This is a genomic window from Bradyrhizobium sp. 14AA, from assembly GCF_054185205.1.
Window position 1 is genome coordinate 1 of record NZ_JAVAYM010000019.1, and the last position, 24182, is coordinate 24182.

The 24182-nt window shown below is 64.2% G+C and carries 20 protein-coding genes and 1 pseudogene; 17 read left to right on the top strand and 4 right to left on the bottom strand.

The annotated features are described in order from the left end of the window. The 7 genes and pseudogenes from RAD15_RS28725 to RAD15_RS28755 all read left to right on the top strand — a co-directional run. Nucleotides 1-260: pseudogene (locus RAD15_RS28725) on the top strand (branched-chain amino acid ABC transporter permease); the annotation flags it as partial. Nucleotides 261-301: 41 nt separating this feature from the next. Then, entirely contained in the window at nt 302-1531 is a 1230-nt protein-coding gene (locus RAD15_RS28730) for an ABC transporter substrate-binding protein (RefSeq protein ID WP_458181580.1), read from the top strand. A gap of 120 nt (nt 1532-1651) precedes the next feature. Then, the gene (locus RAD15_RS28735; protein WP_458181581.1) at nt 1652-2878 is read left to right on the top strand and encodes an ABC transporter substrate-binding protein; all 1227 of its coding nucleotides are present in this window, start codon (nt 1652-1654) and stop codon (nt 2876-2878) included. Nucleotides 2879-3119: 241 nt separating this feature from the next. After that, complete coding sequence (locus tag RAD15_RS28740; protein WP_458181582.1) at nt 3120-4349, top strand: ABC transporter substrate-binding protein; 1230 nt, start codon at nt 3120-3122, stop codon at nt 4347-4349. A gap of 170 nt (nt 4350-4519) precedes the next feature. Further along, nucleotides 4520-5749, top strand: coding sequence for an ABC transporter substrate-binding protein (locus RAD15_RS28745; protein ID WP_458181583.1), 1230 nt, complete (start codon nt 4520-4522; stop codon nt 5747-5749). Nucleotides 5750-5941: 192 nt separating this feature from the next. Continuing rightward, on the top strand, nt 5942-7225 hold the full coding sequence (locus RAD15_RS28750; protein WP_458181584.1) for a glycerate kinase type-2 family protein: 1284 nt from the start codon (nt 5942-5944) through the stop codon (nt 7223-7225). A 200-nt stretch (nt 7226-7425) separates the two neighbouring features. Continuing rightward, nucleotides 7426-9522, top strand: a complete 2097-nt coding sequence (locus RAD15_RS28755) for a putative bifunctional diguanylate cyclase/phosphodiesterase (RefSeq protein WP_458181585.1) — start codon at nt 7426-7428, stop codon at nt 9520-9522. 19 nt (nt 9523-9541) lie between these two features. Here RAD15_RS28755 and RAD15_RS28760 read toward each other — a convergent pair whose 3' ends face one another. Then, nucleotides 9542-10063 carry a MarR family winged helix-turn-helix transcriptional regulator gene (locus RAD15_RS28760; protein WP_458181586.1) on the bottom strand — a complete coding sequence of 174 codons (522 nt, stop codon included), beginning with the start codon at nt 10061-10063 and terminating at the stop codon, nt 9542-9544. Nucleotides 10064-10240: 177 nt separating this feature from the next. Between RAD15_RS28760 and RAD15_RS28765 the strand changes: the two genes are divergently transcribed. Genes RAD15_RS28765 through RAD15_RS28775 form a run of 3 tightly spaced genes read left to right on the top strand, consistent with a single transcriptional unit; the run spans nt 10241 to nt 13786 of the window. After that, nucleotides 10241-11281 carry a branched-chain amino acid ABC transporter permease gene (locus tag RAD15_RS28765; RefSeq protein ID WP_458181587.1) on the top strand — a complete coding sequence of 347 codons (1041 nt, stop codon included), beginning with the start codon at nt 10241-10243 and terminating at the stop codon, nt 11279-11281. A 7-nt stretch (nt 11282-11288) separates the two neighbouring features. Further along, nucleotides 11289-13058, top strand: coding sequence for a branched-chain amino acid ABC transporter ATP-binding protein/permease (locus RAD15_RS28770; RefSeq protein WP_458181588.1), 1770 nt, complete (start codon nt 11289-11291; stop codon nt 13056-13058). Beyond that, nucleotides 13055-13786 carry an ABC transporter ATP-binding protein gene (locus tag RAD15_RS28775; RefSeq protein WP_458181589.1) on the top strand — a complete coding sequence of 244 codons (732 nt, stop codon included), beginning with the start codon at nt 13055-13057 and terminating at the stop codon, nt 13784-13786. Before RAD15_RS28770 ends, RAD15_RS28775 begins: the two co-directional genes overlap by 4 nt. Nucleotides 13787-14028: 242 nt before the next feature. Here the strand turns inward: RAD15_RS28775 and RAD15_RS28780 are convergent, their stop codons facing one another. Continuing rightward, entirely contained in the window at nt 14029-14655 is a 627-nt protein-coding gene (locus tag RAD15_RS28780; RefSeq protein ID WP_458181590.1) for a pyridoxamine 5'-phosphate oxidase family protein, read from the bottom strand. Nucleotides 14656-14777: 122 nt separating this feature from the next. On the opposite strand from RAD15_RS28780, the gene RAD15_RS28785 reads away from it, so the two are divergent. Then, nucleotides 14778-15662: a LysR family transcriptional regulator gene (locus RAD15_RS28785; RefSeq protein ID WP_458181591.1), complete on the top strand. Its 885-nt coding sequence runs from the start codon at nt 14778-14780 to the stop codon at nt 15660-15662. Nucleotides 15663-15812: 150 nt separating this feature from the next. Here the strand turns inward: RAD15_RS28785 and RAD15_RS28790 are convergent, their stop codons facing one another. Beyond that, entirely contained in the window at nt 15813-16232 is a 420-nt protein-coding gene (locus RAD15_RS28790) for a PaaI family thioesterase (protein ID WP_458181592.1), read from the bottom strand. A 262-nt stretch (nt 16233-16494) separates the two neighbouring features. Further along, complete coding sequence (pobA, locus tag RAD15_RS28795; RefSeq protein WP_458181593.1) at nt 16495-17664, bottom strand: 4-hydroxybenzoate 3-monooxygenase; 1170 nt, start codon at nt 17662-17664, stop codon at nt 16495-16497. A gap of 256 nt (nt 17665-17920) precedes the next feature. Here pobA and RAD15_RS28800 point away from each other — a divergent pair, with 256 nt between their 5' ends. The 6 genes from RAD15_RS28800 (at nt 17921) to RAD15_RS28825 (ending at nt 24178) form a co-directional block, all read left to right on the top strand. Next, on the top strand, nt 17921-18937 hold the full coding sequence (locus RAD15_RS28800; protein WP_458181594.1) for a TRAP transporter substrate-binding protein: 1017 nt from the start codon (nt 17921-17923) through the stop codon (nt 18935-18937). Between the two features lie 105 nt (nt 18938-19042). Beyond that, a complete protein-coding gene (locus tag RAD15_RS28805) occupies nt 19043-19552 on the top strand; it encodes a TRAP transporter small permease (protein WP_458181595.1) in 510 nt (169 codons plus the stop codon). A 2-nt stretch (nt 19553-19554) separates the two neighbouring features. Next, nucleotides 19555-20874 (top strand): TRAP transporter large permease, encoded by a 1320-nt coding sequence (locus RAD15_RS28810; protein ID WP_458181596.1) that lies wholly within the window; start codon nt 19555-19557, stop codon nt 20872-20874. 12 nt (nt 20875-20886) lie between these two features. Then, entirely contained in the window at nt 20887-21348 is a 462-nt protein-coding gene (locus RAD15_RS28815; protein WP_458181597.1) for a DUF3237 domain-containing protein, read from the top strand. Between the two features lie 140 nt (nt 21349-21488). Next, nucleotides 21489-22298 carry a crotonase/enoyl-CoA hydratase family protein gene (locus tag RAD15_RS28820; protein WP_458181598.1) on the top strand — a complete coding sequence of 270 codons (810 nt, stop codon included), beginning with the start codon at nt 21489-21491 and terminating at the stop codon, nt 22296-22298. Further along, complete coding sequence (locus RAD15_RS28825; RefSeq protein ID WP_458181599.1) at nt 22295-24178, top strand: feruloyl-CoA synthase; 1884 nt, start codon at nt 22295-22297, stop codon at nt 24176-24178. The genes RAD15_RS28820 and RAD15_RS28825 overlap by 4 nt, the downstream gene beginning before the upstream one ends. Nucleotides 24179-24182 lie beyond the last annotated feature (4 nt).

Consider the following 24182-nt stretch of genomic DNA (forward strand, 5'->3'; position numbering starts at 1 on the left):
CGCCCGACAGCTACACCATCACGCTCGCGATCTCGCTGTTCCTGGGCATGGTGGTCGGCGGCGTCGGCTGGCTGCCCGGCTCGATCGTCGGCGCGGCCTTCATCATCTTCGTGCCGAACATCGCGGAGGGCGTCTCCAAGGGCCTCTCCGGCGCCGTGTTCGGCGTGCTGCTGTTCCTCGTCATCTACCTCGTGCCGCACGGCGCAAGGCAGGTCGCGATCCTGGGCCAGCAACTCGCCGGCAAGCTCAGAAAGAACTGAAAACCCTCTTCAAGACTGCTGTTCAACTCAAGGAGACCCAATTGCTATTCGGAAGAACACTGCGAACCGCCGCGCTCGCGACGGCGGTCGCGACCCTCGCCTCCAGCGCTGCCCTCGCCCAGAAGAAATACGACACCGGCGCTTCCGATACCGAGATCAAGATCGGCAACATCATGCCGTACAGCGGTCCGGCGTCGGCCTATGGCATCATCGGCAAGACCGAAGAAGCCTATTTCAAGATGATCAACGAGAAGGGCGGCATCAACGGCCGCAAGATCAACTTCGTCACCTATGACGACGGCTATTCGCCGCCGAAGGCGGTCGAGCAGGTCCGCAAGCTGGTCGAGAGCGACGAGGTGCTGACGGTGTTCAACCCGCTCGGCACGCCCTCGAACACCGCGATCCAGAAGTACCTCAACGCCAAGAAGATCCCGCAGCTCTTCGTCGCCACCGGCGCCACCAAGTGGAACGATCCGAAGAACTTCCCCTGGACCATCGGCTGGCAGCCCTCCTACCAGAGCGAAGCGCAGATCTACGCGAAATGGCTGATGAAGGAGAAGCCCGACGCCAAGGTCGCGATCCTCTACCAGAACGACGATTTCGGCAAAGACTACCTCAAGGGCACCAAGGACGGCCTCGGCGCCAAGGGTGCGTCCATGATCATCATGGAAGAGAGCTATGAGGTGTCCGAGCCGTCGATCGACGGCCACATCGTCAAGATCAAGGCCGCCAATCCCGACGTGCTGCTGATCTACGCGACGCCCAAGTTCGCCGCCCAAACCATCAAGAAGACGGCCGAGCTCAGCTGGAAGCCGCTCCAGATCCTCACCAACGTCTCGATCTCGGTCGGCAGCGTGATGAAGCCGGCCGGCTTCGAGAACGCGCAGGGCGTGCTGTCGGCGGCCTATGCCAAGGACTCGACGGACCCGCAGTGGGCCAACGACCCCGGCATGAAGAAGTGGAACGAGTTTGTCGACAAGTACATGCCGGGTGCCGACAAGTCCGACACCAGCATGGTCTATGGCTACGGCGCGGCCTCGACGCTGGCCAAGGTCCTGGAGATGTGCGGTGACGATCTCACCCGCGCCAACCTCATGAAGCAGGCCGCCAGCCTGAAGGACTTTGCACCGGACACCATGCTGCCCGGCATCAAGCTCAACACCGGCGCCACCGACTTCGCCCCGATCGCGCAGCTCCAGATGCAGCGCTTCAAGGGCGAGAGGTGGGAACTCTTCGGCGAGATCATCAGCGGCGACGTCGCCTCCGAGTGACACGCTGACGCAATAGTCCAACCCCAGGGAAGCCCCCGCGATCGCTCGCGGGGGCTTTTTGTTGACGTCCGGCGTCAATCTTGTTCAATGCGGCGCCGATCCAGCCGGGGTAGGAGAGTTATGACTGCCGTTCGATTTCAGGTTGCGGCCCTGCTGGCCGCATTCGCGTTGTGCACTGCGGTGAGCAGCCCGGCACTGGCGCAGAAGAAATACGACAGCGGCGCTTCCGATACCGAGATCAAGATCGGCAACATCATGCCCTATAGCGGCCCGGCTTCCGCCTATGCCGCGATCGGCAAGGCCGAGGAAGCCTATTTCAACAAGGTCAATGCCGAGGGCGGCGTCAACGGCCGCAAGATCAAGTTCATCTCCTACGACGACGGCTATTCGCCGCCGAAGACGGTGGAGCAGGCGCGCAAGCTGGTCGAGAGCGACGGGGTGCTGCTGATCTTCGGCTCGCTCGGCACCTCCACCAACGGCGCCATCCGCAAATACATGAACGAGAAGAAGGTGCCGCAATTGTTCGTGGCGAGCGGCGCCTCGAAGTGGAACGATCCCAGGCAGTATCCCTGGACGATGGGCTGGCAGCCGAGCTACGCGAGTGAGGCGCGCATCTACGCCAAGTACATCATGAAGGAGAAGCCGGACGGAAAGATCGGCGTGCTCTATCAGAACGACGATTTCGGCAAGGACTACCTGAAGGGGCTGAAGGAAGGCCTCGGGCCCAAGGCCTCGATGATCGTGCTGGAAGACGGCTACGACACCTCCGAGCCCGCGATCGACGAGCACGTCGTGAAGTTGAAGGCCTCGGGCGCCGACGTCTTCATCAACATCTCCACGCCGAAATTCGCAGCCCAGGCCATCAAGAAGGCGGCCGAGATCAGCTGGCGTCCGATCCACATTATTTCGAACGTCTCGGCTTCGGTCGGCGGCGTGCTCGAACCGGCCGGTCTCGAGATCTCGCAGGGCGTCCTGTCGGCGAGCTACACCAAGGACGGCTCCGACCCGCAATGGAACGCCGATGACGGCATGAAGAAGTTCTATGACTTCATCGCCCAGTACGATCCCAAGGCCAACAAGCTCGATGCCGGCGTGGTGTTCGGCTATGCCGCCGCACAGACCATGGTGAAGGTGCTGCAGATGTGCGGCGACGACCTCACCCGAGAGAACGTCATGAAGCAGGCCGCTTCCTTGAAGGATTTCGAGCCCGATACGCTGCTGCCCGGTATCAGGATCAATACCGCGGCCGACAATTTCGCCCCGATCGAGCAGCTCCAGATGATGCGCTTCAAGGGCCGGAAATGGGAGCTGTTCGGCGACATCATCTCGAGTGATCTCGGTCATTAGAAGGCCTCGCAAGTCGCGCAACCAAACGGAAGCGTGAATCGTAAACGCAACTCAAACTCAATCTATTGACGTCGCGCAGAACCTCATCTGCCCCTCGCTTCGATCAAATCGCGCCCCCTGCAGGGGGCGTTTTTCTTGCTGGTGAACCGGGAAGGGTATTCAATGTCCGCCGGAGCTACGGGAAACGGGCGCTCCCAATCAACAACAAACGACACATTCAACCGTATCCAGGGAGATCAAGATGCCTGCAGTGCATATGCGATTGGGGGCCTTCTCGGCCGCCCTCGCGCTGGCTGCTACGCTTTCCACGGCGGCCATGGCGCAGAAGAAATACGACACCGGCGCTACCGACACCGAAATCAAGATCGGCAACATCATGCCCTATAGCGGGCCGGCGTCGGCCTACGGCGTGATCGGCAAGACTGAGGAGGCCTACTTCCGCAAGATCAACGCGGAGGGCGGCATCAACGGCCGCAAGATCAATTTCATCAGCTATGACGACGCCTACTCGCCGCCGAAGACGGTTGAGCAGGCACGCAAGCTCGTCGAGAGCGACGAGGTGCTGCTGATCTTCCAATCGCTCGGTACGCCGCCGAACACGGCGATCCAGAAATACATGAACGCGAAGAAGGTGCCGCAATTGTTCGTCGCCACCGGCGCCACCAAATGGGATGATCCCAAGGATTTCCCTTGGACAATGGGCTGGCAGCCGAACTACCAAACCGAAGCCCGCATTTATGCAAAGTACATTCTGAAGGAAAGGCCGAACGCCAGGATAGCCATCCTCTATCAGAATGACGACTACGGCAAAGATTACGTCAAGGGCCTGAAGGACGGCCTGGGCACCAAGGCGGCGTCGATGATCGTGGTCGAGGAAAGCTACGAGGTGGCGCAGCCGACCATCGACTCCAGCATTGTCAAGCTGAAGTCGATGGATGCCGACGTGTTCTTCAACGTCACCACGCCGAAATTTGCGGCTCAGGCGATCAAGAAGATGCACGAGATCGGCTGGAAGCCAATGCACTTCCTCAACAACGTCTCGGTCTCCATCGGCAGCGTCATGAAGCCGGCTGGCTTCGAGGCCTCGGAAGGCATCATCTCCTCGAACTACTACAAGGATCCGACCGATCAGCAATGGAAGAACGATGCGGCGATGAAGGCCTGGAACGAGTTCCTCGAAAAGTACTATCCCGAAGCCAACCGCACGGATTCGGCGGTGATGTACGGGTACATCGCAGCCCAAGGTCTCGTGCACGTCTTGAAGGCATGCGGCGACGATCTGACGCGCGCCAACGTCATGAAGCAGGCAGCCAACATCAACGACTTCGAACCCGCCGGCCTGCTGCCGGGCATCAAGGCTAACACCAGCCCCACCGACTTTGCTCCCCTGTCCCAGGTGCAGCTCATGCGCTTCAAGGGCGAAAGCTGGGAGCTGTTCGGCGACGTCCTCAGCAGCGACGTGGGCGGCTAAAGGCTCGGCCTGGCCCACCATGACTACTAAAGAAGCAGCCCCTGCGACCTCGTCGCAGGGGCTTTTCCTTGATGCTGCAACGCAAATCGTATTCAATCGCCGTGGCGTCGCCAAAAACAATCAAGACAAGAAAACGGGCGCACACACACCAAGAAAATAGGGAGATAGGAATGCCCGCTGTCACCGGCAAACTTGCGGCCGCGTCACTGGCGCTTGCGCTCATTGCGGCCTCGGCCTCCACTGCATCGGCCCAGAAGAAATACGATACCGGCGCGACCGATACCGAGATCAAGATCGGCAACATCATGCCGTACAGCGGACCGGCCTCCGCCTACGGCATCATCGGCCGGACCGAGGCCGCCTATTTCAAGAAGATCAACGAAGAGGGCGGCATCAACGGCCGCAAGATCAACTACATCAGCTATGACGACGCCTATTCGCCGCCGAAGACGGTGGAGCAGGCGCGCAAGCTGGTCGAGAGCGACGAGGTGCTGTTCATCTTCAATTCGCTCGGCACGCCGCCGAACTCGGCGATCCAGAAATACATGAATTCGAAGAAGGTGCCGCAGCTGTTCGTCGCCACCGGCGCCACCAAGTGGAACGACCCGCAGAACTTCCCGTGGACGATGGGCTGGCAGCCCAACTACCAGAGCGAGACGCAGATCTATGCGAAGTGGCTGCTCAAGAACAAGCCGGACGCCAAGATCGCCGTGCTCTACCAGAACGACGATTACGGCAAGGACTATCTGAAGGGCCTCAAGGACGGCCTCGGCTCGAAAGCCGCTTCGATGATCGTCATCGAGGAGAGCTACGAGACCTCCGAGCCCACCATCGACAACCACATCGTCAAGCTGAAGTCGACCGGCGCCGACGTCTTCATGAACATCACCACGCCGAAATTCGCGGCGCAAGCGATCAAGAAGAATTCCGAGATCGGCTGGAAGCCGCTGCACTTCCTCAACAACGTCTCGGCCTCCGTCGGCAGCGTGATGAAGCCGGCCGGCTTCGAGAACGGCCAGGACATCATCTCGGCCGACTATCTCAAGGACGTGTCGGATACCGAATGGGCCAACGATCCCGGCATGAAGGATTTTCTCGCGTTCATGGCCAAATACTTCCCCGACGGCGACAAGCTCGACAAGGGCACCATCGTCGGCTACGCCGTGGCCCAGACGCTGGTCCAGGTGCTGAAGCAGTGCGGCGATGATCTCACGCGCGAGAACATCATGAAGCAGGCCGCCAGCCTGAAGAACTTCCGCACCGAGGCGCTGCTGCCGGGCATCCAGATCAACACCGGGCCGAACGACTTCGCGCCGATCAGCCAGCTCCGCCTCGAGAGGTTCAAGGGCGAGCGCTGGGAACTGTTCGGCGACGTGATCAGCGCCGACGCCGGCGGCTAGCCGCCTAGATATTTGACGGTCACAAGCCCCCTGCGAGATGATCGCAGGGGGCTTTTTGCTGCGCGCCGATTATGATCACGCGATTGCACAATCGAATGATGGTAAAGCCTGCTTACGCTTTGGCGCATGATGCGCTAGGCAGGAGGACGGCGATTTCGCCGCCGCTGCTTTAGTCCGCCGAAGGCCCTCGCCATGACCGACCGACGTCCCCTGCTCCGTGCGCTGTATGATGCCGCCGTCGCCGCCGCCCATCCGAATACAATTCTGGCGCCGCACTTGCGCCCCGCGCCCAAGGGACGCGTGATCTGCCTTGCCGCCGGCAAGGGCGCCGGCGCCATGGCCGCCGCGGCCGAGCGGCACTATCTCGACTCGCTCAAGCTGGCGCCGGAGCGCCTCGTCGGCATCGCCACCACGCGTCACGGCTACGGCGTTCCGACGCGCCGCATCCGCGTGCTCGAGGCCGGCCATCCCGTGCCTGACGAGGCTGGCCTGAAGGGCGCCGCCGACACGCTCGCGCTCGCGGGCGAGGCTGGCCCTGACGATCTGCTGCTGGTGCTGCTCACCGGCGGCGGCTCGGCGAACTGGATTGCGCCGGTGGACGGCATCAGCTTTGCGCAGAAGCAGGCGGTCAACAAGGCGCTGCTGCGCTCGGGCGCACCGATCGGCGAGATGAACGTCGTGCGCAAGCATCTGTCGCGGATCAAAGGCGGGCGGCTCGCGCGCGCCGGCAGGAACGCCGCCGAGATCGTGACGCTCGCGATCTCCGACGTGCCGCATGACGATCCCTCCGCGATCGCCTCCGGCCCCACCGTGCCCGATCCGACCACGCTGGCGGACGCGCGCGCGATCGTCGCAAAATACAAGCTCGACATCGAAGATGCGGTACGCCGCGCGCTCGACGATGCCAACAACGAGAGCTGCAAGCCGGGCGAGGCCGCGTTCGCGCGCGCCTCGTTCGAGCTGATCGCACGGCCCAAACAGTCGCTCGATGCCGCAGTGAAGCTTGCGAAGGAGGCCGGCTACGAGACGATCGATCTCGGCGCCGATCTCGAGGGCGAGGCGCGCGAGGTCGCGGCCGCGCACGCGAAGCTGGCGCTTCAGGCCCGTGCGCAAGGCAAGCGCGTTGCGATCCTCTCCGGCGGCGAGCTCACGGTGACCGTGCGCGGCAATGGGCGCGGCGGGCCGAACCAGGAATACGCGCTGGCGCTCGCCGCCCTGCTCAAAGACACGCCTGACATCTCGGCGCTCGCCGGTGACACCGACGGCGCCGATGGCGGCGCCGGCCATCCCACCGACCCCGCCGGCGCGCTGATCGACGCGTCGACCTTCGCGAAGATGAAGGCGCTCGCGCTTCAGCCGCAGGCCTATCTCGACAACAACGACGCGACGACGTTCTTCGAGGCAACGGGGGATCTGCTGCAGCCGGGCCCGACGCTGACCAATGTCAACGACATCAGGGTGATCCTCGTCGACTGATGCTGCCTGCCCGCGCGGGGGATCCCGCGCGGCCATAGTTAACGATGTCTGAGCCCGGCGCCCGCGATTCCGGTGGCTGCCGGCATCGTCCTTAACCTCGCGTTCGCCGCAGTTTCGGGAACATGCCCTGGAACCGGGCAAATCGTTGGGCTCATTCACCACCGCCTGCTCTAATCCGTGCTGGTCCGGGGACAACTCACATGGCGGATGGTGATCAGGAGGTCGCACGCATCGACCCGCTCGCGCTTGGCGAGTTGCTGGCCTGTGCCGCCAACAATCTGTGGCTCGGGATCATCCTCTTCGGCAGCGACCGCAAGGTCATTTTCTGCAATCCGCGCTACAGGGAGATGTACGCGCTCGCGCCCGAGCAGGTGCGCGCGGGCACGCCCGTCAGGAATCTGATCGAGCATCGGCTCAGCCTGGGCCTCAACATTCGTGGCGAAGCCGGCGCCTATGTCCGCGCCCGCACGGAAGGTGCGGTCGCCCGCGAGCAGACCGTCCAGCAATTCGCCGACGGAAGGATCATCGCCTACACCATCCATCCCCTGCCCGGCGGTGGCGGCATGGCGACCCACGAGGACATCACCGAGCGCGAAGAGCTCAGCGCGCGGCTGCAGGAACGCAATCTCCAGTTCGACATCGCGATCAACAACATGTCGCACGGGCTGTGCTTCTTCGACGCGGACCACCGGCTGCTGGTCTGCAATACGCATTACGTCGACATGTACGGCTTGCCGCCCGACCGCGTTCGTCCGGGCACGCCGCTCCAGGAGATCCTGGACCTGCGCTTCGAGGCCGGCAGCGTGCCGGCGATGACGCGAGCGGAATACGCCACATGGCGGACCGGCGTCGCCACCTCGGCGGAGGCGACCGACAGCATCGTCGAGATGCGGAACGGGCGCACCTTCAAGATCAGGCACCGGCCGATGCCGGACCTCGGCTGGGTCGCGACCCACGAGGACATCACCGAGCAGCGCAAGGCGGAGCTGCGGATCGCGCACATGGCGCATCACGATGCGCTGACGGACCTTGCCAACCGCGTGCTGCTCGGCCAGCGCCTCGAGCGGGCGCTGGAACAGGGCGGGATGTTCGCGGTCCATCACATCGACCTCGACAAGTTCAAGGCCGTCAACGACACGCTGGGCCACCGGGCCGGCGACATCCTGCTGCAGGATGTCGCCCGCCGCCTCAGGCAGCTGGCGCGCGACAGCGATACCATCGCGCGCATGGGCGGCGATGAATTCGTGATCCTGCAGACGCCGATTTCCGACCGGAGCGAGGCGGACGTGCTGGCGCGTGACGTCGTCGGCAGACTGAGCGAGCCGTTCGGGCTCGACGGACACCAGGCCATTACGAGCGCGAGCATCGGCATCGCCATTGCGCCGGACGACGGCGCGACGTCCGAGCAGCTCCTGCACAATGCCGACCTTGCGCTGTATCGCGCCAAGAGCGACGGCCGCGGCATGCATCGCTTCTTCGAGCCGGCCATGGACGAGGAGGCGCAAAGCCATCGTGCGCTGGAGCAGGATCTGCGCAACGGCCTTGCGGCGGGCGAGTTCGAGTTGCACTACCAGCCGATCGTGAAGACCGACGGCCGCGAGATCACCGGCTTCGAAGCCCTGATCCGCTGGCGCCACCCGCGGCGCGGGCTGGTCGCGCCGAGCAGCTTCATCCCGCTTGCGGAAGAGATCGGCCTGATCGTGCCGATCGGCGAATGGGTGATCCGGCAGGCCTGCGCCACCGCAAGCCGCTGGCCGAGCCATCTGCACGTCGCCGTCAACATCTCGGCGGTGCAGTTCCGCCAGGCGGGCCTGACGGAGGTGATCGTGGGGGCGCTGGCGGCCTCAGGCCTCGATCCGCGGCGGCTGGAGATCGAGATCACGGAAAGCGTCCTGCTGCAGGACCGGACTACGACGCTGGCGACGCTGCACCAGCTTCGCGCGCTCGGCATCAGGATCGCCATGGACGATTTCGGCACCGGCTATTCGTCACTGGCCTATCTGCAGTGCTTCCCCTTCGACAAGATCAAGATCGACCGGTCTTTCGTCAGCGGGGTCGAAAACGACGCGGGGTCTCTCAGCATCGTACGGGCGGTGGCGGCGCTGGCGCGCGGGATGGGCATGACGACCACGGCCGAGGGCGTCGAAACCGACGAACAGCGGGAGCGGATCGCGGCGGAGGGCTGCACGGAAATGCAGGGCTATCTGTTCAGCCGCCCCCTGCCCGCAGCAGAGATCGAGCGCCGCTTCCTGGGCGCGGACGCGCCGGCCCTGCCCGACCGGTTCGCCGCGGCGTAACCGGCGCCAACTTAAGTCCCTAGAATTCGTTGGCGATCTTCGAGAGCATCTCGATCAGGGCCTCGCGGTTGGCCTGCCCGAGCAGCTCGTTCAGCCGCGCCTCGTGCTTGGTGGCGACCAGCTTCTTGGCGCGGGTCAGCACCGCCTTGCCCTTGTCGGTCAGCACCAGGATGTGCGAGCGGCGGTCGTTGGTGGAGCGGATCCGCGCGCAAAGGTCGCGGCTTTCGAGATTGTCGAGCATGGCCACGAAATTCGGCCTGAGGATGCCGAGCGTGGAGGCGATCTCGGTCTGGTTACGGCCCGGGTTCTTCTCGACCAGCAGCAGCACCGAGAACTGCGCCGGCGTGAGCTGGAGCGAGGCCATGCAGCGCAAAAAGTTCTCGAACACCTTGAGCTGTGCCCGCTTCAGGACATAGCCGAGCTGCTCGGAGAGCTCGCCGAGCTGGAGGGCTTCGGCCTGCGGCTCGGAGGCGTCCTTGCGGACCTTGGCCGAGTCGGCCGGTTTTTCAGAAGACTTTTCAGCGGTTTTGGAAACGGTCATCGCCTCGTGCTCGTAATCCCGCTAAATTCGGGGCGGGTCGTTCCCCGCCCTTGATGTTATATTTGATAATTGTTATGGACCATATCAAATATCGTCAGCGTTTTTCAATGGCTGTGAGCGGACCGTCCACCACAATCGGGGGACCGGTCCTTAATCTTTAAGGGGGAGCGTCCGGTCTTGAATACCACCATCATGCTGTTCCTGCTGCAGGACGGCATCACCAATGGCGCAATCTATGCGCTGCTCGGGCTGGCGCTGGTGCTGGTGTTCGCCGTCACCCGCGTAATCCTGATTCCCCAGGGCGAATTCGTCACCTACGGCGCGCTGACCTATGCCTCGCTGGCCGCGGGACAGATGCCGGGCACCGCAAAGCTCGCGCTCGCGCTGGGCATCGGCGCCTTCGCCTTCGACCTGTTCGTCGCGCGCAAGGCGCTGCACGGCCGCCTGATCCTGCGCAGCCTCGTCACCAATGTCGTGCTGCCGGCCATCGTGCTGGCGTTGACCATCTACTTCGCCGCCCAGAAGCCGCCGGTGGCGATCAGCATCGCGCTGTCGCTGGTGATCGTGGCGATGATCGGCGTTTATCTCTACCGCGTCGCGTTCCAGCCGCTGGCGCACACCTCCGTGCTGGTGCTGCTGATCGCCTCCGTCGGCGTCCACCTCGCGCTGCAGGGACTGGGCCTGCTGTTCTTCGGCGCCGAAGGCCAGCGCGGACCTGCCGTGCTGTCCGGCGCGTTCACCGCAGGCTCGCTGCGCTTCACCGGCCAGAGCCTCACCGTCTACGGCATCACCATCGCCTTCATCGTCGGGCTCTGGCTGTTCTTCGGCCTGACGCTCTATGGCAAGGCGCTGCGCGCGACCGCCGTGAACCGGCTCGGCGCGCGGCTCGTCGGCATCCGCACCACGCTGTCGGGGCAGATCGCCTTCCTGCTGGCCTCCGTCATCGGCGCGCTGTCGGGCATCATGATCGTGCCGATCACGACGCTCTATTATGACAGCGGCTTCCTGATCGGCCTGAAGGGCTTTGTCGCCGCGATCATCGGCGGCCTCGTCAGCTATCCCCTCACCGCCGTCGCGGCGCTGGTGGTCGGCATCGTCGAGGCGTTCTCGTCCTTCTATGCCTCCAACTACAAGGAGGTGATCGTTTTCATGCTGCTGATCCCCGTGCTGCTGCTGCGCTCGCTCGCCGCGCCCGCGGTCGAGGAAGAGAAGGACTGAGGCCAAGATGCAGAGCCGGCTTCCCATCCTCATATTCGCGCTGGTCATGGCAGCGATCCCGTTCGTCCCGGGCATGCCCCCGTTCTGGATCGTGCTGCTCGACAATATCGGCCTCGCGGCCCTCGTCGCGATGGGCCTCGTGCTGCTGACCGGCGTCGGCGGCCTGACCTCGTTCGGACAAGCCGCTTTCGTCGGCTTCGGCGCCTACACCACGGCCGTGCTGTCGACGGGCTACGGCCTGTCGCCCTGGCTGACGCTGCCGCTGTCGCTCTTGGTCAGCGGATTGCTGGCGGTGCTGCTCGGCCTTGTCACCGTCCGCCTCTCCGGCCACTATCTGCCGCTCGGCACGCTGGCCTGGGGGCTGGGCCTGTTCTACCTCTTCAGCAAGCTGGAATTCCTGGGGAGAAACGACGGCATCTCGGCGATCCCGCCGCTGTCGATCGGCGCGTTCAAGATGCTCTCGCCCGGCTCGATCTATTACGCGATCTGGGTCGCCGTGATCCTTTCGGCCCTGCTCACGATGAACCTGCTGGACTCCCGCACCGGCCGCGCCATCCGCGCGCTGCGCCGCGGTCATGTCGCAGCCGAGGCGTTCGGCGTACACACGCCGCGGGCCAAGATGCTGGTGTTCATCCATGCCGCCGTGCTCGCCGGCCTCTCCGGCTGGCTCTACGCCCATCTTCAGCGCGCGGTGAACCCGACGCCGTTCGGCGCACAGGCCGGCATCGAGTATCTCTTCATCGCCGTGGTCGGCGGCGCCGGCTATGTCTGGGGCGGCGTGCTGGGCGCGGCGATCGTCGTGGTCCTGAAGGAAGTGCTGCAAAGCTATCTGCCGCTGATCCTGCCGGGCTCCGGCCAGGTCGAGACCATCGTGTTCGGCATCATGCTGGTGGCGCTGCTCCAGCTCGCGCCCGGCGGCCTCTGGCCCTGGCTGATCTCGTTCCTGCCCGAGCGTACCAGTGGCAAAAAGCCCGACACGTCGTTGAAGCTCGAAGGGCGCGTTCGCGCTGCAGGCCAGTCCGGCATTCTGCTCCAGGTGGAAAAAGCGCGAAAACAATTCGGCGGCGTGGTCGCGGTCAACAACGTCTCCTTCGACGTCCAGGCCCGCGAAATCGTTGCGCTGATCGGCCCGAACGGCGCCGGCAAGAGCACCACCTTCAACCTGATCACCGGCGTGCTGTCGGCCACATCAGGCTCGATTTCCGTGCTCGGCAACAAGGTCGACAAGGCGCCGCCGCAGGAGATCGTCAAGCTCGGCATCAGCAGGACCTTCCAGCATGTCAAGCTGGTGCCTGACATGACCGTGCTGGAGAACGTCGCGATCGGCGCCCATCTGCGCGGCCATTCGGGACCGATCTCCTCGATGCTGCGGCTCGACCGCGCTGATGAGGCCAAGCTGCTCGCCGAAGCGGCCCGCCAGATCGAGCGCGTCGGACTTGGCGAGCAGATGCATCAGCTCGCAGGCTCGCTCTCGCTCGGCCAGCAGAGGATCGTCGAGATCGCCCGCGCGCTCTGCGTCGACCCGATGCTGCTGCTGCTCGACGAGCCGGCCGCGGGCCTCCGCCACATGGAGAAGCAGCGGCTCGCCGCGCTGCTGCGGGAGCTGCGCGACGGCGGAATGTCCGTCCTTCTGGTCGAGCACGACATGGGCTTCGTGATGAACCTCGCCGACCGCATCGTGGTGCTCGATTTCGGCACCAAGATCGCGGAGGGCACGCCCGCCACGATCAAGACCAATCCCGAAGTGATCAAGGCCTATCTCGGAGTGGCCGCATGAGCGCGCTGTTGTCCGTCACCGACGCCCATGTCGCCTACGGCAAGGTCGAGGCCGTGCGCTCGGTCTCGCTCGAGGTCGGCCAGAACCAGATCGTCACCATCGTCGGTGCCAACGGCGCCGGCAAGACCACGCTGCTGTCGGCCATCATGGGCATCCTGCCGCTGAAAGGCCGCGTCACCTTTGCCGGCCAGGATCTGGCGCGGCTCGACATCGAGGACCGCGTCGCGATGGGCCTCGGCCTCGTCCCCGAGCACCGCGAATTGTTCGTGACCATGAATGTCGAGGACAATCTCGAGCTCGGCGCCTTCCGCATCGAGCGAAGCAAGGCGAAGGCCTCGATGGAGCGGGTCTACACGCTGTTTCCGCGGCTGAAGGAGCGGCGCAAGCAGTTCGCCGGCACGCTCTCCGGCGGCGAGCAGCAGATGCTCGCGATGGGCCGCGCGCTGATGGGCGAGCCGAAACTCCTGATGCTGGACGAGCCGAGCCTCGGCCTCGCCCCGATCATCGTCGCGGATATCTTCCGCATCGTCACCGAGCTGCGCGCCAGCGGCGTGTCCGTGCTGCTGGTCGAGCAGAACGCACAGGCCGCATTGAAGATCGCGGACCAGGCCTACGTGATGGAGCTCGGCGAGTTCGTGCTCAGTGGCAAGGCCAGCGACATCGCTGCGAACGAACGGGTGGCGGCGAGCTATCTCGGCTTCCAGCACGAAGGCGCGAGTGTGATCTGATTTCGCGAATGGTTCCTCTTCCCTTCTCCCCTTCTGGGAGAAGGTGGCGTAGGCGGCCTCGGGCCGCCGTTCTCAAGAACGCCGATGCTATGCATCGGCTATGGCGCCGGATGAGGGGTTCTCTCCACTCGCGAGACTGCGCGCGAGGATAGAACCCCTCACCCGGCTTCGATGCTTCGCGTCGAAGCCACCCTCTCCCACAAGGGGAGAGGGTGCATCGAACTCGTGGCGCTTGCTTCAGATCAGGCTCGAGCCGCCTTCTCCCCCTTCAACGCCGCGACCTCCGCCTCCAGCTCCGCAATTCTCGCGTCCCTCGCAGCCAGTGCGGCCGCCACATCCGGCGCATCGAATTTCTGCGGGATGTGCTGCGGGCAGTTGGTGTCCCAGGCGGTGATCTTGAACAGGATCACCTGCTCCGGCCGGGCGCGGTAGCCTTTCGGCATCAATGACTCCGTCAGCGCCTCGTCGTCCTCGACCACGCGCGCCTCGCCCCAGATCTTCACGCGGCGACGATGGGCGTAGTCCATGACGAAGATGTAGGCCTTGGGATTCTCCGACAGATTGCCCTGGGTGAGATATTGCTGGTTGCCGGCAAAGTCGGTGAAGGCGAGCGTCTGCTTGTCCAACACCTTGAGAAAGCCCTTGGGACCGCCGCGGTGCTGGATATAGGGCTGACCATCCGCCGAAGCGGTGGCGAAGTAAAAACTGTTGGCATCGGCGAGGAAGGCTTCGAGGTTTTCGTCGACCTCGGTGCGCCAGCCGCGCTGCTCGGCCCTCGCATAGGCCTCGCGTGAACCCTTGCGCGCCTGGATGGCCTTCACCGCGGGCGAGAAGGCAACGTCGCTGGGATAGGTGTGTACGTCCGACATCGGAACGACTCCTTGAGATTCCGGCGCATCTCTGCGTCTTTCGCTCGTTAAAATGGACCTTCCGGCGATCAAAACAATCTGACCCCTTGACAGTTCATCATTGCAATATATGCAATAATGCCATGGACCGCCTGGACGCCATGCACGTCTTCGTCACCGTCGCCGATCTGCGCGGCTTTGCGCCGGCAGCGCGAAAACTGCGGCTGTCGCCTTCGGCGGTGACGCGGCTGATTGCCGCGCTGGAGGAGCATCTCGGCGCGCGGCTGCTGCAGCGGACCACGCGGCAGGTGACGCTGACCGACGTCGGCACGCGCTATCTCGAGCGCGCGCGGCGGATCCTCGCCGATGTCGAGGAGGCCGAGGGCTCCGCACAAGAGGAGCGTAACCGGCCGAGCGGCCGCCTGGTGGTCTCGGCCCCGGTCGGCTTCGGCCGGCTGCATGTCGGACCGGTCATGACGGCCTATCTCAAGCGCTATCCCGAGGTCGCCGGCGAACTCAGGCTCTCGGACAACCTCGTCAATCTCGTCGAGGACGCCGTCGACGTCGCGGTGCGGATCGGCCATCTCGCCGATTCCTCGCTGGTGGCGCGCCAGGTCGGCGAGATGCGGCGGATCGTGGTGGCCGCGCCCGGCTATCTCAAGCGCCATGGCGAGCCGAAGACGCCCGAAGCGCTGCGCGAGCACCAGACCATCCAGTTCGGCCCCACGACCGAATGGCGCTTCCCGCATGACGGCCGCGACATCGAGGTGACGCCGTCGCCCCGCTTCATCAGCAACAGCGCCGACGCAGCGCTGCAATATGCCGAGGCCGGCGGCGGCGTGACGCGGGTGCTGGCCTATCAGGCCGCCGAGGGTCTGAAGCGCGGGCGCCTGAAGATCGTGCTGGCGAAGTACCAGCAGCCGGCGCTGCCGATCCATATCGTCTACCCGACCTCGCGCCTGCTCTCGGCCAAGGTGCGCGCGTTCGTCGATCTCGTGGTGGAGACGACGGAATGGAGGTTTGGGTAGGTACGTGTCCCGGACGCGCTGCAGCGTGCAACGCTGCTGCGCAGAGCCGGGACCCAGAAGGCGGCACGGCATCATGTCGAGACATGGGTCTCGGCTCTGCGGAGCGGCACTTCGCGCCGCACCGCGTCCGGGACACGGAGAAGGCGGGGATCACCCCTTCTTCGGTACCACGCGGAACGTCCCGCTTGCGCGCGCGATCACGACATCGTCGGCCTTGATCAGGCACTGCGCGAAGCAGATCGTCTTGCCGGTCTTGATCACGTCGCTCTCGATCGAACACCACTGGCCGATCTCGGCGGAGCCGACGAAATCGACCGAGAGCGAGACCGTCACGAACGACGTGGTCCAACCCGTCGCCTGAGCGCAGCTATAGCCCATGGCGTTGTCGGCGAGCGCCGTGATGAGGCCGCCATGGATCAGCCCGCGGCCGTTGGTATGCGGCTTCGCCAGCCGGAGGCCGATGATGACGGCCTTGTCGGTCTTCCTTGAGTAAAGCGGCTCCCAGGGCTCGGTGAGAGGGCTCTTGCGAAACAGCGGCTCGAAGCCGTCGGGAATGTCGGGGGAGGTCATGAATATCTCGCGTTGCCGTGTCGCCAGCATTGAACGCGATATGGATGACGGTTTCACCGCCTACAAAGTTTTAAACGGGATTTGCGCGGGTGTTTGAAATGGATGGCGCCGCGATGACAGGGCCGTAGGGTGGGTTAGCCGAAGGCGTAACCCACCACTGTCTATATCCGCGGAAGCAGAAGAGGTGGGTTACGCCGCGCGACTGCGCTTCGCGCCGCCGCGCGGCTAACCCACCCTACGGCACCGTCTCTACGGTACCGTCTTAAAACGGCAGCCCCACGTAATTCTCCGACAGCGACGTCATTGCGGCCTGCGACTGCGTGACGTAGTCGAGCTCGGCGAGCTGGATGCGCGCGCCGATGGTGCCGGTGTCGGGGAATTTGTGCAGCATCGAGGTCATCCACCAGGAGAAGCGCACGGCCTTCCAGACGCGGGCCAGCGCCGTGGTGGAATAGGCGTCGATGCCGGCGCTGGATTTCTCGTCGTAGAATTCGCGCAGCGCGCTCGACAGGTAATGCGCGTCGCTGGCGGCAAGGTTCAGGCCCTTGGCGCCGGTCGGCGGCACGATGTGGGCGGCGTCGCCGCACAGGAACATCCGGCCGAAACGCATCGGCTCGGCAACGAAGCTGCGCAAGGGTGCGATGCTCTTCTCGATCGAGGGACCCGTCACGAGGCTGTCCGCCGCCTCCTGATCGAGCCGGCTCTTCAATTCGTCCCAGAAGCGCTCATCGGGCCACTGGTCGACATGGTCGTCGAGCGGACACTGCACATAGTAGCGGCTGCGTTTGGTCGAGCGCATGGTGCAGAGCGCAAAGCCGCGGGCGTGATTGGAGTAGATCAGCTCATGGCTGACCGGCGGGGTGTCCGACAAAATGCCGAGCCAGCCGAACGGATAGACCCGCTCGAACTCCTCGATGGCCGTGGCCGGGACGCTGGCGCGGCTGACGCCGTGGAAACCGTCGCAGCCGGCGATGAAATCGCAATCGAGCGTGTGGGTGACGCCGTCCTTGACCCAGGTTACGCGCGGGTGACTGCCGTCGAAATCATGCGGCTGCACGTCCTTGGCCTCGTAGACGGACGTGAGGCCCGCCGCCTTGCGCGCATTCATCAGGTCGAGCGTGACCTCGGTCTGGCCGTAGATCATGACCGTCTTGCCGGTCGCAGCCTTCATGTCGATACGGTGACGGCGGCCGGAAAAGGCGAGCTCGATGCCTTCATGCAGCAGGCCTTCGGCATGCGCCCGCGCGCTCGCGCCGATCTGGTCGAGCAGCGCGACGGTCCCCTCCTCGAGCAGGCCGGCGCGGATGCGGCCGAGCACGTAGTCCGGGCTCTGCCGCTCCAGAATGACATTGTCGATGCCGTAGGCGTGCAGCAGTTGCCCTAGCAACAATCCGGCCGGCCCGGCCCCGATGATTGCGACTTTTGTCCGCAATACTTGCTCCTCCCGATTTTGTAGGGTGCGGCGCGGACGCGCTTGTCGCGTCGATCCGCAGTCGATAATTATATCATATAACGGTTGGGCAAAAAGGGGAGAGCGCGTCGCCGCCGCAGCGCGACAAATCCATGCAACATGGCTGACGTAGACGAGGCGCCAGTTCCGGCTTGAACACGCCGGCCAATTATATAACATGTTAATTAATGAGACCGGGCCATCGAAGCCCGCCGTCGACAACAAGGAGAGACGCGTGATGAGAAAAGCCTGTCTGGCTTTGCTACTGGCAGCAAGCGTGAGCCCTGCGTTCGCGCAGGACAAGACCTTCGACCTGAAGATCTCGCACTGGGTGCCCGCCTCGCATCCGCTGCAAAAATCGCTGGAAGACTGGGCGGCCGCGGTGAACAAGGATTCCGGCGGCACCATCACGGGCAAGGTGTTTCCGGCCCAGCAGATGGGCAAGGCGTTCGACCATTACGACATGGCGCGCGACGGCATCGCCGACGTGACCTACGTCAATCCCGGCTACCAGCCCGGCCGCTTCCCGATCGTCGGCGCCGGCGAATTGCCGTTCCTGATCTCCGACGCCAAGGGCGGCTCGATGGGGCTGGACGCCTGGTATCGCAAATATGCCGAGAAGGAGATGAAGGACGTCAAATACTGCCTCGCCTTCGTCCACTCGCCCTCCTCCTTCCATTCCAAGACCAAGAAGATCGTGGCGCCCGAGGACGTGAAGGGCCTGAAGATTCGTCCCGCCCACGCCACCATGGCCAACTTCGTCACCTCGCTTGGCGGCACCAATGTGCAGTCGTCCGCACCCGAAGTCCGCGACATCATCGAACGCGGCGTCGCCGACGGCGTCACCTTCCCCTGGGGCTCCCTGGTGCTGTTCGGCATCGACAAGGTGACCAAGTACGACATGGAGGCGCCGCTCTACACCACGACCTTCGTGTTCGTGATCAACAAGGACAAGTACAATGCGATGTCCGACAAGCAGAAGGCCGCGATCGACAAGAACTGCACGGTCGAGATGGCGGGCGTGGTCGGCGAGCACTGGGGCAAGTTCGAGGACGCCGGCATCGACAAGGTGAAGGCGGAAGAAGGCCACGAGGTCTACAAGCTGACGCCCGAACAGACCGCGGCCTGGAAGAAAGCCGCCGAGCCGCTGGTCAAGACCTGGTCCGACGGCGCCAAGAAGGCCGGCGCCGATCCGGACGTCGCGCTCGCGGAGCTCAAGGCCTCGCTGAAGAAGTACAACGCGCTGGCGGAGTGAGGCCAAGCTGCGGCCGCGCACTCGCTGCACCTCTCCCGCTTGCGGGAGAGGGAGCGCAGCACCGTCGCGGATGCAACCCGTACTTATCTTGAATAGGATCCCCCCATGAAGCGCGCCTGGATGGATCGCGTGATCGATACGATCGAATGGATCGCGGCCGGCTTCGTCGGCATCGTCGCGCTCGACATCTTCCTGTCGGTGCTGCTGCGCAACACGCTGAACTATTCGATCCCCGATAGCTTCGACATCGGCCGCATGCTGCTCGGCATCCTGATCTTCTGGGGCATCGCCGCGACCTCCTATCGCGGCACGCACATCACGGTCGATCTCGTCTGGGGCAATGTCGGGCCGCGCTATCAGCGCTGGATCGACGTGTTCGCGACGCTCGTGTTGCTGTTCGTGGTGACCGTGCAAACCTGGACGCTGTTCGACAAGGTGCGCGGCACCTACAACGACAACGTCCAGACCTTCGACATGCATATGCCGACCTGGCCGTTCTTCGCGATCGCCTGGATCGGCGACGTCTCGGCCGTGCTGCTGATCGCGATCCGCACCTACCGGCTGATCTTCCATCCCGAAGAGATGCACGACCCCAAGCTGAAGGCGACGGAGTAATCATGAGCACCGATGCCGTCGCCGTTCTCGGCTTCGTTTCACTGTTCGCGCTGATGCTGCTGCGCGTGCCCGTCGGCATGGCCATGGGCCTCGTCGGCGTCTCCGGTTTCTCCTATCTCGTCGGCGCGACGCCGGCGCTGAAGCTGGTCGGCCAGACCTCGATGCGCACGGTCACCGACTACACGTTCGGCGTCATCCCGATGTTCCTGCTGATGGGGTCCTTCGTCTCCAATTCCGGCATGAGCCGCGAGCTGTTCCGCGCCGCCAACGGCTTTGTCGGACACTTGCGCGGCGGGCTCGGCATTGCGACCGTCGGCGCCTGTGGCGGTTTTGCCGCGATCTGCGGCTCGTCGGTGGCGACCGCCGCGACCTTCTCTGCGGTCGCCTATCCCGAGATGCGCCGCTTCGGCTACCCGCAATCCTTTGCGACCGGCGTGATCGCCGCCGGCGGCACGCTGGGCGCGATGCTGCCGCCCTCCACCGTGCTCGCGGTCTACGGCATCATCACCGAGCAGGACATCGGCAAACTATTCATCGCCGGCATCATCCCGGGCCTGCTGGCGATGACCATGTACATGATCACGATCTTCCTGATCGGCTATTTCCGGCCCGACTTCCTGCCCAAGGGCAAGGTGCTGCCGTGGCGCGAGCGCTTTGCCGGACTGAAGGATATCTGGGCGCCGGTGCTGCTGTTCGTGTTCGTGATCGGCGGCCTCTACGGCCTGCCCTATCTGCCGCGCTTCACGCCGACGGAAGCCGGCGGCGTCGGCGCCGCGGGCGCCTTCATCATCGGCGTGCTAACGGGACGGCTCGACCGCGAGAAGATCCTGGCCTCGCTGCTCCAGGCGACGCGCACCGCGGCCGCCGTCTTCACCGTGCTGATCGGCGCGCTGATCTTCGGCTATTTCCTCACGGTGACGCAGACGCCGCAGAAGGTAACCGAGTTCCTCACCGGCCTCGGCCTCGGCTCCTACGGCGTGCTGGCGCTGATCATGGTGATGTATCTCGTGCTCGGCTGCCTGATGGACGCGATGGCGATGATCATCCTGACCGTGCCGATCATCTTCCCCGTGATCACGCATCTCGGCTTCGACCCAATCTGGTTCGGCGTCATCATCGTCATGACGGTCGAGCTCGGCCTGATTCACCCTCCTGTGGGGATGAACGTCTTCGTCATCAAGAGCGTGGTGAAGGATGTCTCCTTCTCCACCATCTTCAAGGGCGTGATCCCGTTCGTGGCGACCGACCTCGTGCGCCTCGTGATCCTGATCGCCTTCCCGCTGCTGGCGACGTGGCTGCCGACGCGGATGATGGCGCATTGACGAGGTGGAGCGATGACCACGCCGACGCTAGAGACCAGATACGTCTTCACCATCACCGCTAAAATCGGCGACGTCGTCACCGCCGGTGAGACCGGCATCGGCGTTCGCCGCATCATCCCGATCATCGGCGGCGAGGTGACGGGCGCGGTCACCGGCCGTGTGCTGCCGTTCGGCGCCGACTTCCAGACCATCCGTCCCAACGAGCTGATCGATCTCGAGGCGAAATACGCCTTCGAGACCGACGACGGCGCCACTGTCTATGTCGAGAACAAGGGCCTACGCTTCGGCCCGGTCGAACTGTTGCAGAAACTCAAACGCGGCGAGCCGGTCGACCCCAAGCTGATCTATTTCCGCACCGTGCCGAAGTTCGAGACCGGGCACGAGAACTACCGCTGGCTGATGCAGCACATCTTTGTCGGCTCAGCCGCGCGGCATGCGGATCGCGTGGTGATCGACGTGCATCAGGTAATGTGAACGGTCGGGCTGCTTTTCAACGCTCCACGCTTGTCGTCCCGGCGCCCAATTTGGAGCGCCTAAACTGGCCGGGGCTCTGCTCCCCACCTTGACTCCCCCGAAATTCGTTATAGAATATAACTATTCTGATAAGGACGCAAATGACACAGGGAAACGCCGAGACCGCTGACGCGGGCGCCTCCGGGCTTTTGAGGATCGAACGGGCGGACCGGGTCCTGACCGTGGGCCTGAACCGGCCGGCGAAACGCAATGCGCTTAACGACGGCATCATCCTGGAAATCGGCGAGTGCTTTGCCTCCCTGCCCGAGGATATCGGCGCGGTCGTCATCCACGGCATCGGCGACCATTTCTCCAGCGGCCTCGACCTCTCCGAGCTGACCGAGCATGACGCGACCGGCGGCCTGCTCCATTCCCAGATGTGGCACCGGGTGTTCGACCGCATCCAGTACAGCCGCGTGCCCGTGATCGCAGCCCTCAGGGGCGCCGTGATCGGCGGCGGGCTGGAGCTTGCCTGCTCGGCGCATATCCGCGTCGCCGAACCCTCGACCTATTTCGCGCTGCCGGAGGGGCAGCGCGGCATCTTCGTCGGCGGCGGCGGCTCGGTGCGGCTGCCGCGGCTGATCGGCGTCGCCAGGATGATGGACATGATGCTGACGGGCCGCGTCTACAGCGCGACTGAAGGCGCCTCCTACGGCTTTGCGCAATATCTGACGGAGACCGGCAACGGGCTCGGCAAGGCGCTGGAGCTTGCGACCAAGATCGCCTCCAACGCGCCACTGACGAATTTCGCCGTGCTCCAGGCGCTTCCGATGATCGCGGAAGCCAATCCGCAGACCGGCCTCCTGATGGAATCGCTGATGGCGACCGTCGCGCAGAGCGATAAAGAGGCCAAGCGCAGGATCCGCGAATTCCTCGAACACAAGACCGCAAAGGTGAAGCCGAAATCATGAGCGCGCAGCCGTCCTCTTCCAGCACGGAGCGCGGCGCGAGCACTTTCCCGCTGCGGCCCATTTCGTTCGGCGATCCCGTCGTCAACATCGAGCGTCGCGACGACGGCACGATCTACCTGCGGCCCCAACAGCCGCTCGGCGATTATCCCGTCCGCATCACCGACCGCCTGCATCACTGGGCGGCGACGACGCCTGACCGCGTCTTCATGGCGGAACGCGAAGGCGGCCGCGGCTGGCGCAAGATCACTTACGCCGAGCTGCTCACCGCCAGCCGGCACATCGCGTCAGGCCTGATTGCACGCGGCCTATCGGCGGAGCGGCCAGTCGTGATCCTCTCCGGCAACTCGATCGACCACGCATTGCTGGCGTTCGGCGCATATTATGCCGGCATTCCGTTCTGCCCGGTGTCGCCGGCCTATTCGCTGGTGTCGAAGGATTACGGCAAGCTCTCTTACCTGATGAAGCTGCTGACGCCTGGCCTCGTCTTCGCCGAGGATGCCGACAAATTCTCGGACGCGCTCGCCGCCAACGTGTCGCTCGGCACCGAGATCGCCGCGTCCTACGGCAGCGTCCCGGGCCGCGACGTCACGCTGCTCGCCGACCTCATGGCGACGCCGATCCACGCCGATCTCGACGAGGTGCACAACAGGATCGGTCCCGATACCATCGCAAAATTCCTGCTGACCTCGGGCTCGACCGGCAATCCCAAGGCGGTCATCAACACCCAGCGCATGATCTGCGCCAACCAGGTGATGCTGCGCGAGACGCTCGCCTTCCTCAAGGACGAGCCACCCGTCATCATCGACTGGCTGCCCTGGAATCACACTTTTGGCGGCAATCACAATATCGGGCTGACGCTCTACAACGGCGGCTCGATGTATCTGGACGCCGGCAAGCCGATGCCCGGCGGCATCGAGGAGACCGTGCGCAATCTCCAGGAGATTTCGCCGACGGTCTATTTCAACGTGCCCAAGGGCTATGAATCGCTGCTGCCCTATTTGCGCGACGACCAGGGCCTGCGCGCAAGGTTCTTCGACCGGCTGCACGCGATGTTCTTCTCGGGTGCGGCGCTGTCGCCCTTCATCTGGGACAGCCTCGACGAGCTCGCGGTGAAGGAAAAAGGCTACCGCGTGCCGATGCTGACCGGCCTCGGGGCGACCGAGACCGCGCCGTTCTTCATGTCGGTCAATCCGCGTACCAGCCGCTCCGGCCATGTCGGCCTGCCCGTATCAGGCAACGATGCCAAGCTGGTTCCGAACAACGGCAAGCTGGAAGTGCGCGCCAAGGGGCCGAACGTGATGCCCGGCTACTGGCGCCAACCCGACATCAGCGCGAAATCCTTCGACGAGGAGGGATTTTACAAGATGGGGGATGCGCTCAAGCCCGCCGATCCTGACGATCTTAACGCCGGATTCGATTTCGACGGCCGTGTCGGTGAAGACTTCAAGCTCGCGAGCGGCACCTGGGTCAGCGTCGGCCCGCTGCGCGCGCGGCTCACGGCGGCCTGCGCCCCGCTGGTGCGCGACGTCGTCATCGCCGGCATCAACCGCGACGAAGTCTCCGCGCTCGTCGTGCTCGACCTCGACGGCTGCCGCCTGATCAACCCGACGCTGCCGAGCGACGATCTCGTCGTCGCGACGCGCGACCGGCTGGTGCGCGAGGCGTTTCGCGAGCGCCTGACCCGCTTCCTCAGCCAAGCCACCGGCTCGTCGACCCGGATCACGCGCGCGATCCTGATGGACACGCCGCTCTCGATCGACAAGGGCGAGGTCACCGACAAGGGCTCGATCAACCAGCGCGCCGTGCTGGAACATCGCGCCGCATTGATCGACGAGCTCTACGCTGCCAATCCGTCCGACCGTGTGATATCGGTCGGGTAAGAAA

Bases quoted from the DNA above. Each gene is read 5' to 3' on its own strand.
- RAD15_RS28735 (WP_458181581.1), top strand. From the start codon at position 1,652: ATGACTGCCGTTCGATTTCAGGTTGCGGCCCTGCTGGCCGCATTCGCG.
- RAD15_RS28740 (WP_458181582.1), top strand. From the start codon at position 3,120: ATGCCTGCAGTGCATATGCGATTGGGGGCCTTCTCGGCCGCCCTCGCG.
- RAD15_RS28745 (WP_458181583.1), top strand. From the start codon at position 4,520: ATGCCCGCTGTCACCGGCAAACTTGCGGCCGCGTCACTGGCGCTTGCG.
- RAD15_RS28750 (WP_458181584.1), top strand. From the start codon at position 5,942: ATGACCGACCGACGTCCCCTGCTCCGTGCGCTGTATGATGCCGCCGTC.
- RAD15_RS28755 (WP_458181585.1), top strand. From the start codon at position 7,426: ATGGCGGATGGTGATCAGGAGGTCGCACGCATCGACCCGCTCGCGCTT.
- RAD15_RS28760 (WP_458181586.1), bottom strand. From the start codon at position 10,063: ATGACCGTTTCCAAAACCGCTGAAAAGTCTTCTGAAAAACCGGCCGAC.
- RAD15_RS28770 (WP_458181588.1), top strand. From the start codon at position 11,289: ATGCAGAGCCGGCTTCCCATCCTCATATTCGCGCTGGTCATGGCAGCG.
- RAD15_RS28775 (WP_458181589.1), top strand. From the start codon at position 13,055: ATGAGCGCGCTGTTGTCCGTCACCGACGCCCATGTCGCCTACGGCAAG.
- RAD15_RS28780 (WP_458181590.1), bottom strand. From the start codon at position 14,655: ATGTCGGACGTACACACCTATCCCAGCGACGTTGCCTTCTCGCCCGCG.
- RAD15_RS28785 (WP_458181591.1), top strand. From the start codon at position 14,778: ATGGACCGCCTGGACGCCATGCACGTCTTCGTCACCGTCGCCGATCTG.
- RAD15_RS28790 (WP_458181592.1), bottom strand. From the start codon at position 16,232: ATGACCTCCCCCGACATTCCCGACGGCTTCGAGCCGCTGTTTCGCAAG.
- RAD15_RS28800 (WP_458181594.1), top strand. From the start codon at position 17,921: ATGAGAAAAGCCTGTCTGGCTTTGCTACTGGCAGCAAGCGTGAGCCCT.
- RAD15_RS28805 (WP_458181595.1), top strand. From the start codon at position 19,043: ATGAAGCGCGCCTGGATGGATCGCGTGATCGATACGATCGAATGGATC.
- RAD15_RS28810 (WP_458181596.1), top strand. From the start codon at position 19,555: ATGAGCACCGATGCCGTCGCCGTTCTCGGCTTCGTTTCACTGTTCGCG.
- RAD15_RS28815 (WP_458181597.1), top strand. From the start codon at position 20,887: ATGACCACGCCGACGCTAGAGACCAGATACGTCTTCACCATCACCGCT.
- RAD15_RS28820 (WP_458181598.1), top strand. From the start codon at position 21,489: ATGACACAGGGAAACGCCGAGACCGCTGACGCGGGCGCCTCCGGGCTT.
- RAD15_RS28825 (WP_458181599.1), top strand. From the start codon at position 22,295: ATGAGCGCGCAGCCGTCCTCTTCCAGCACGGAGCGCGGCGCGAGCACT.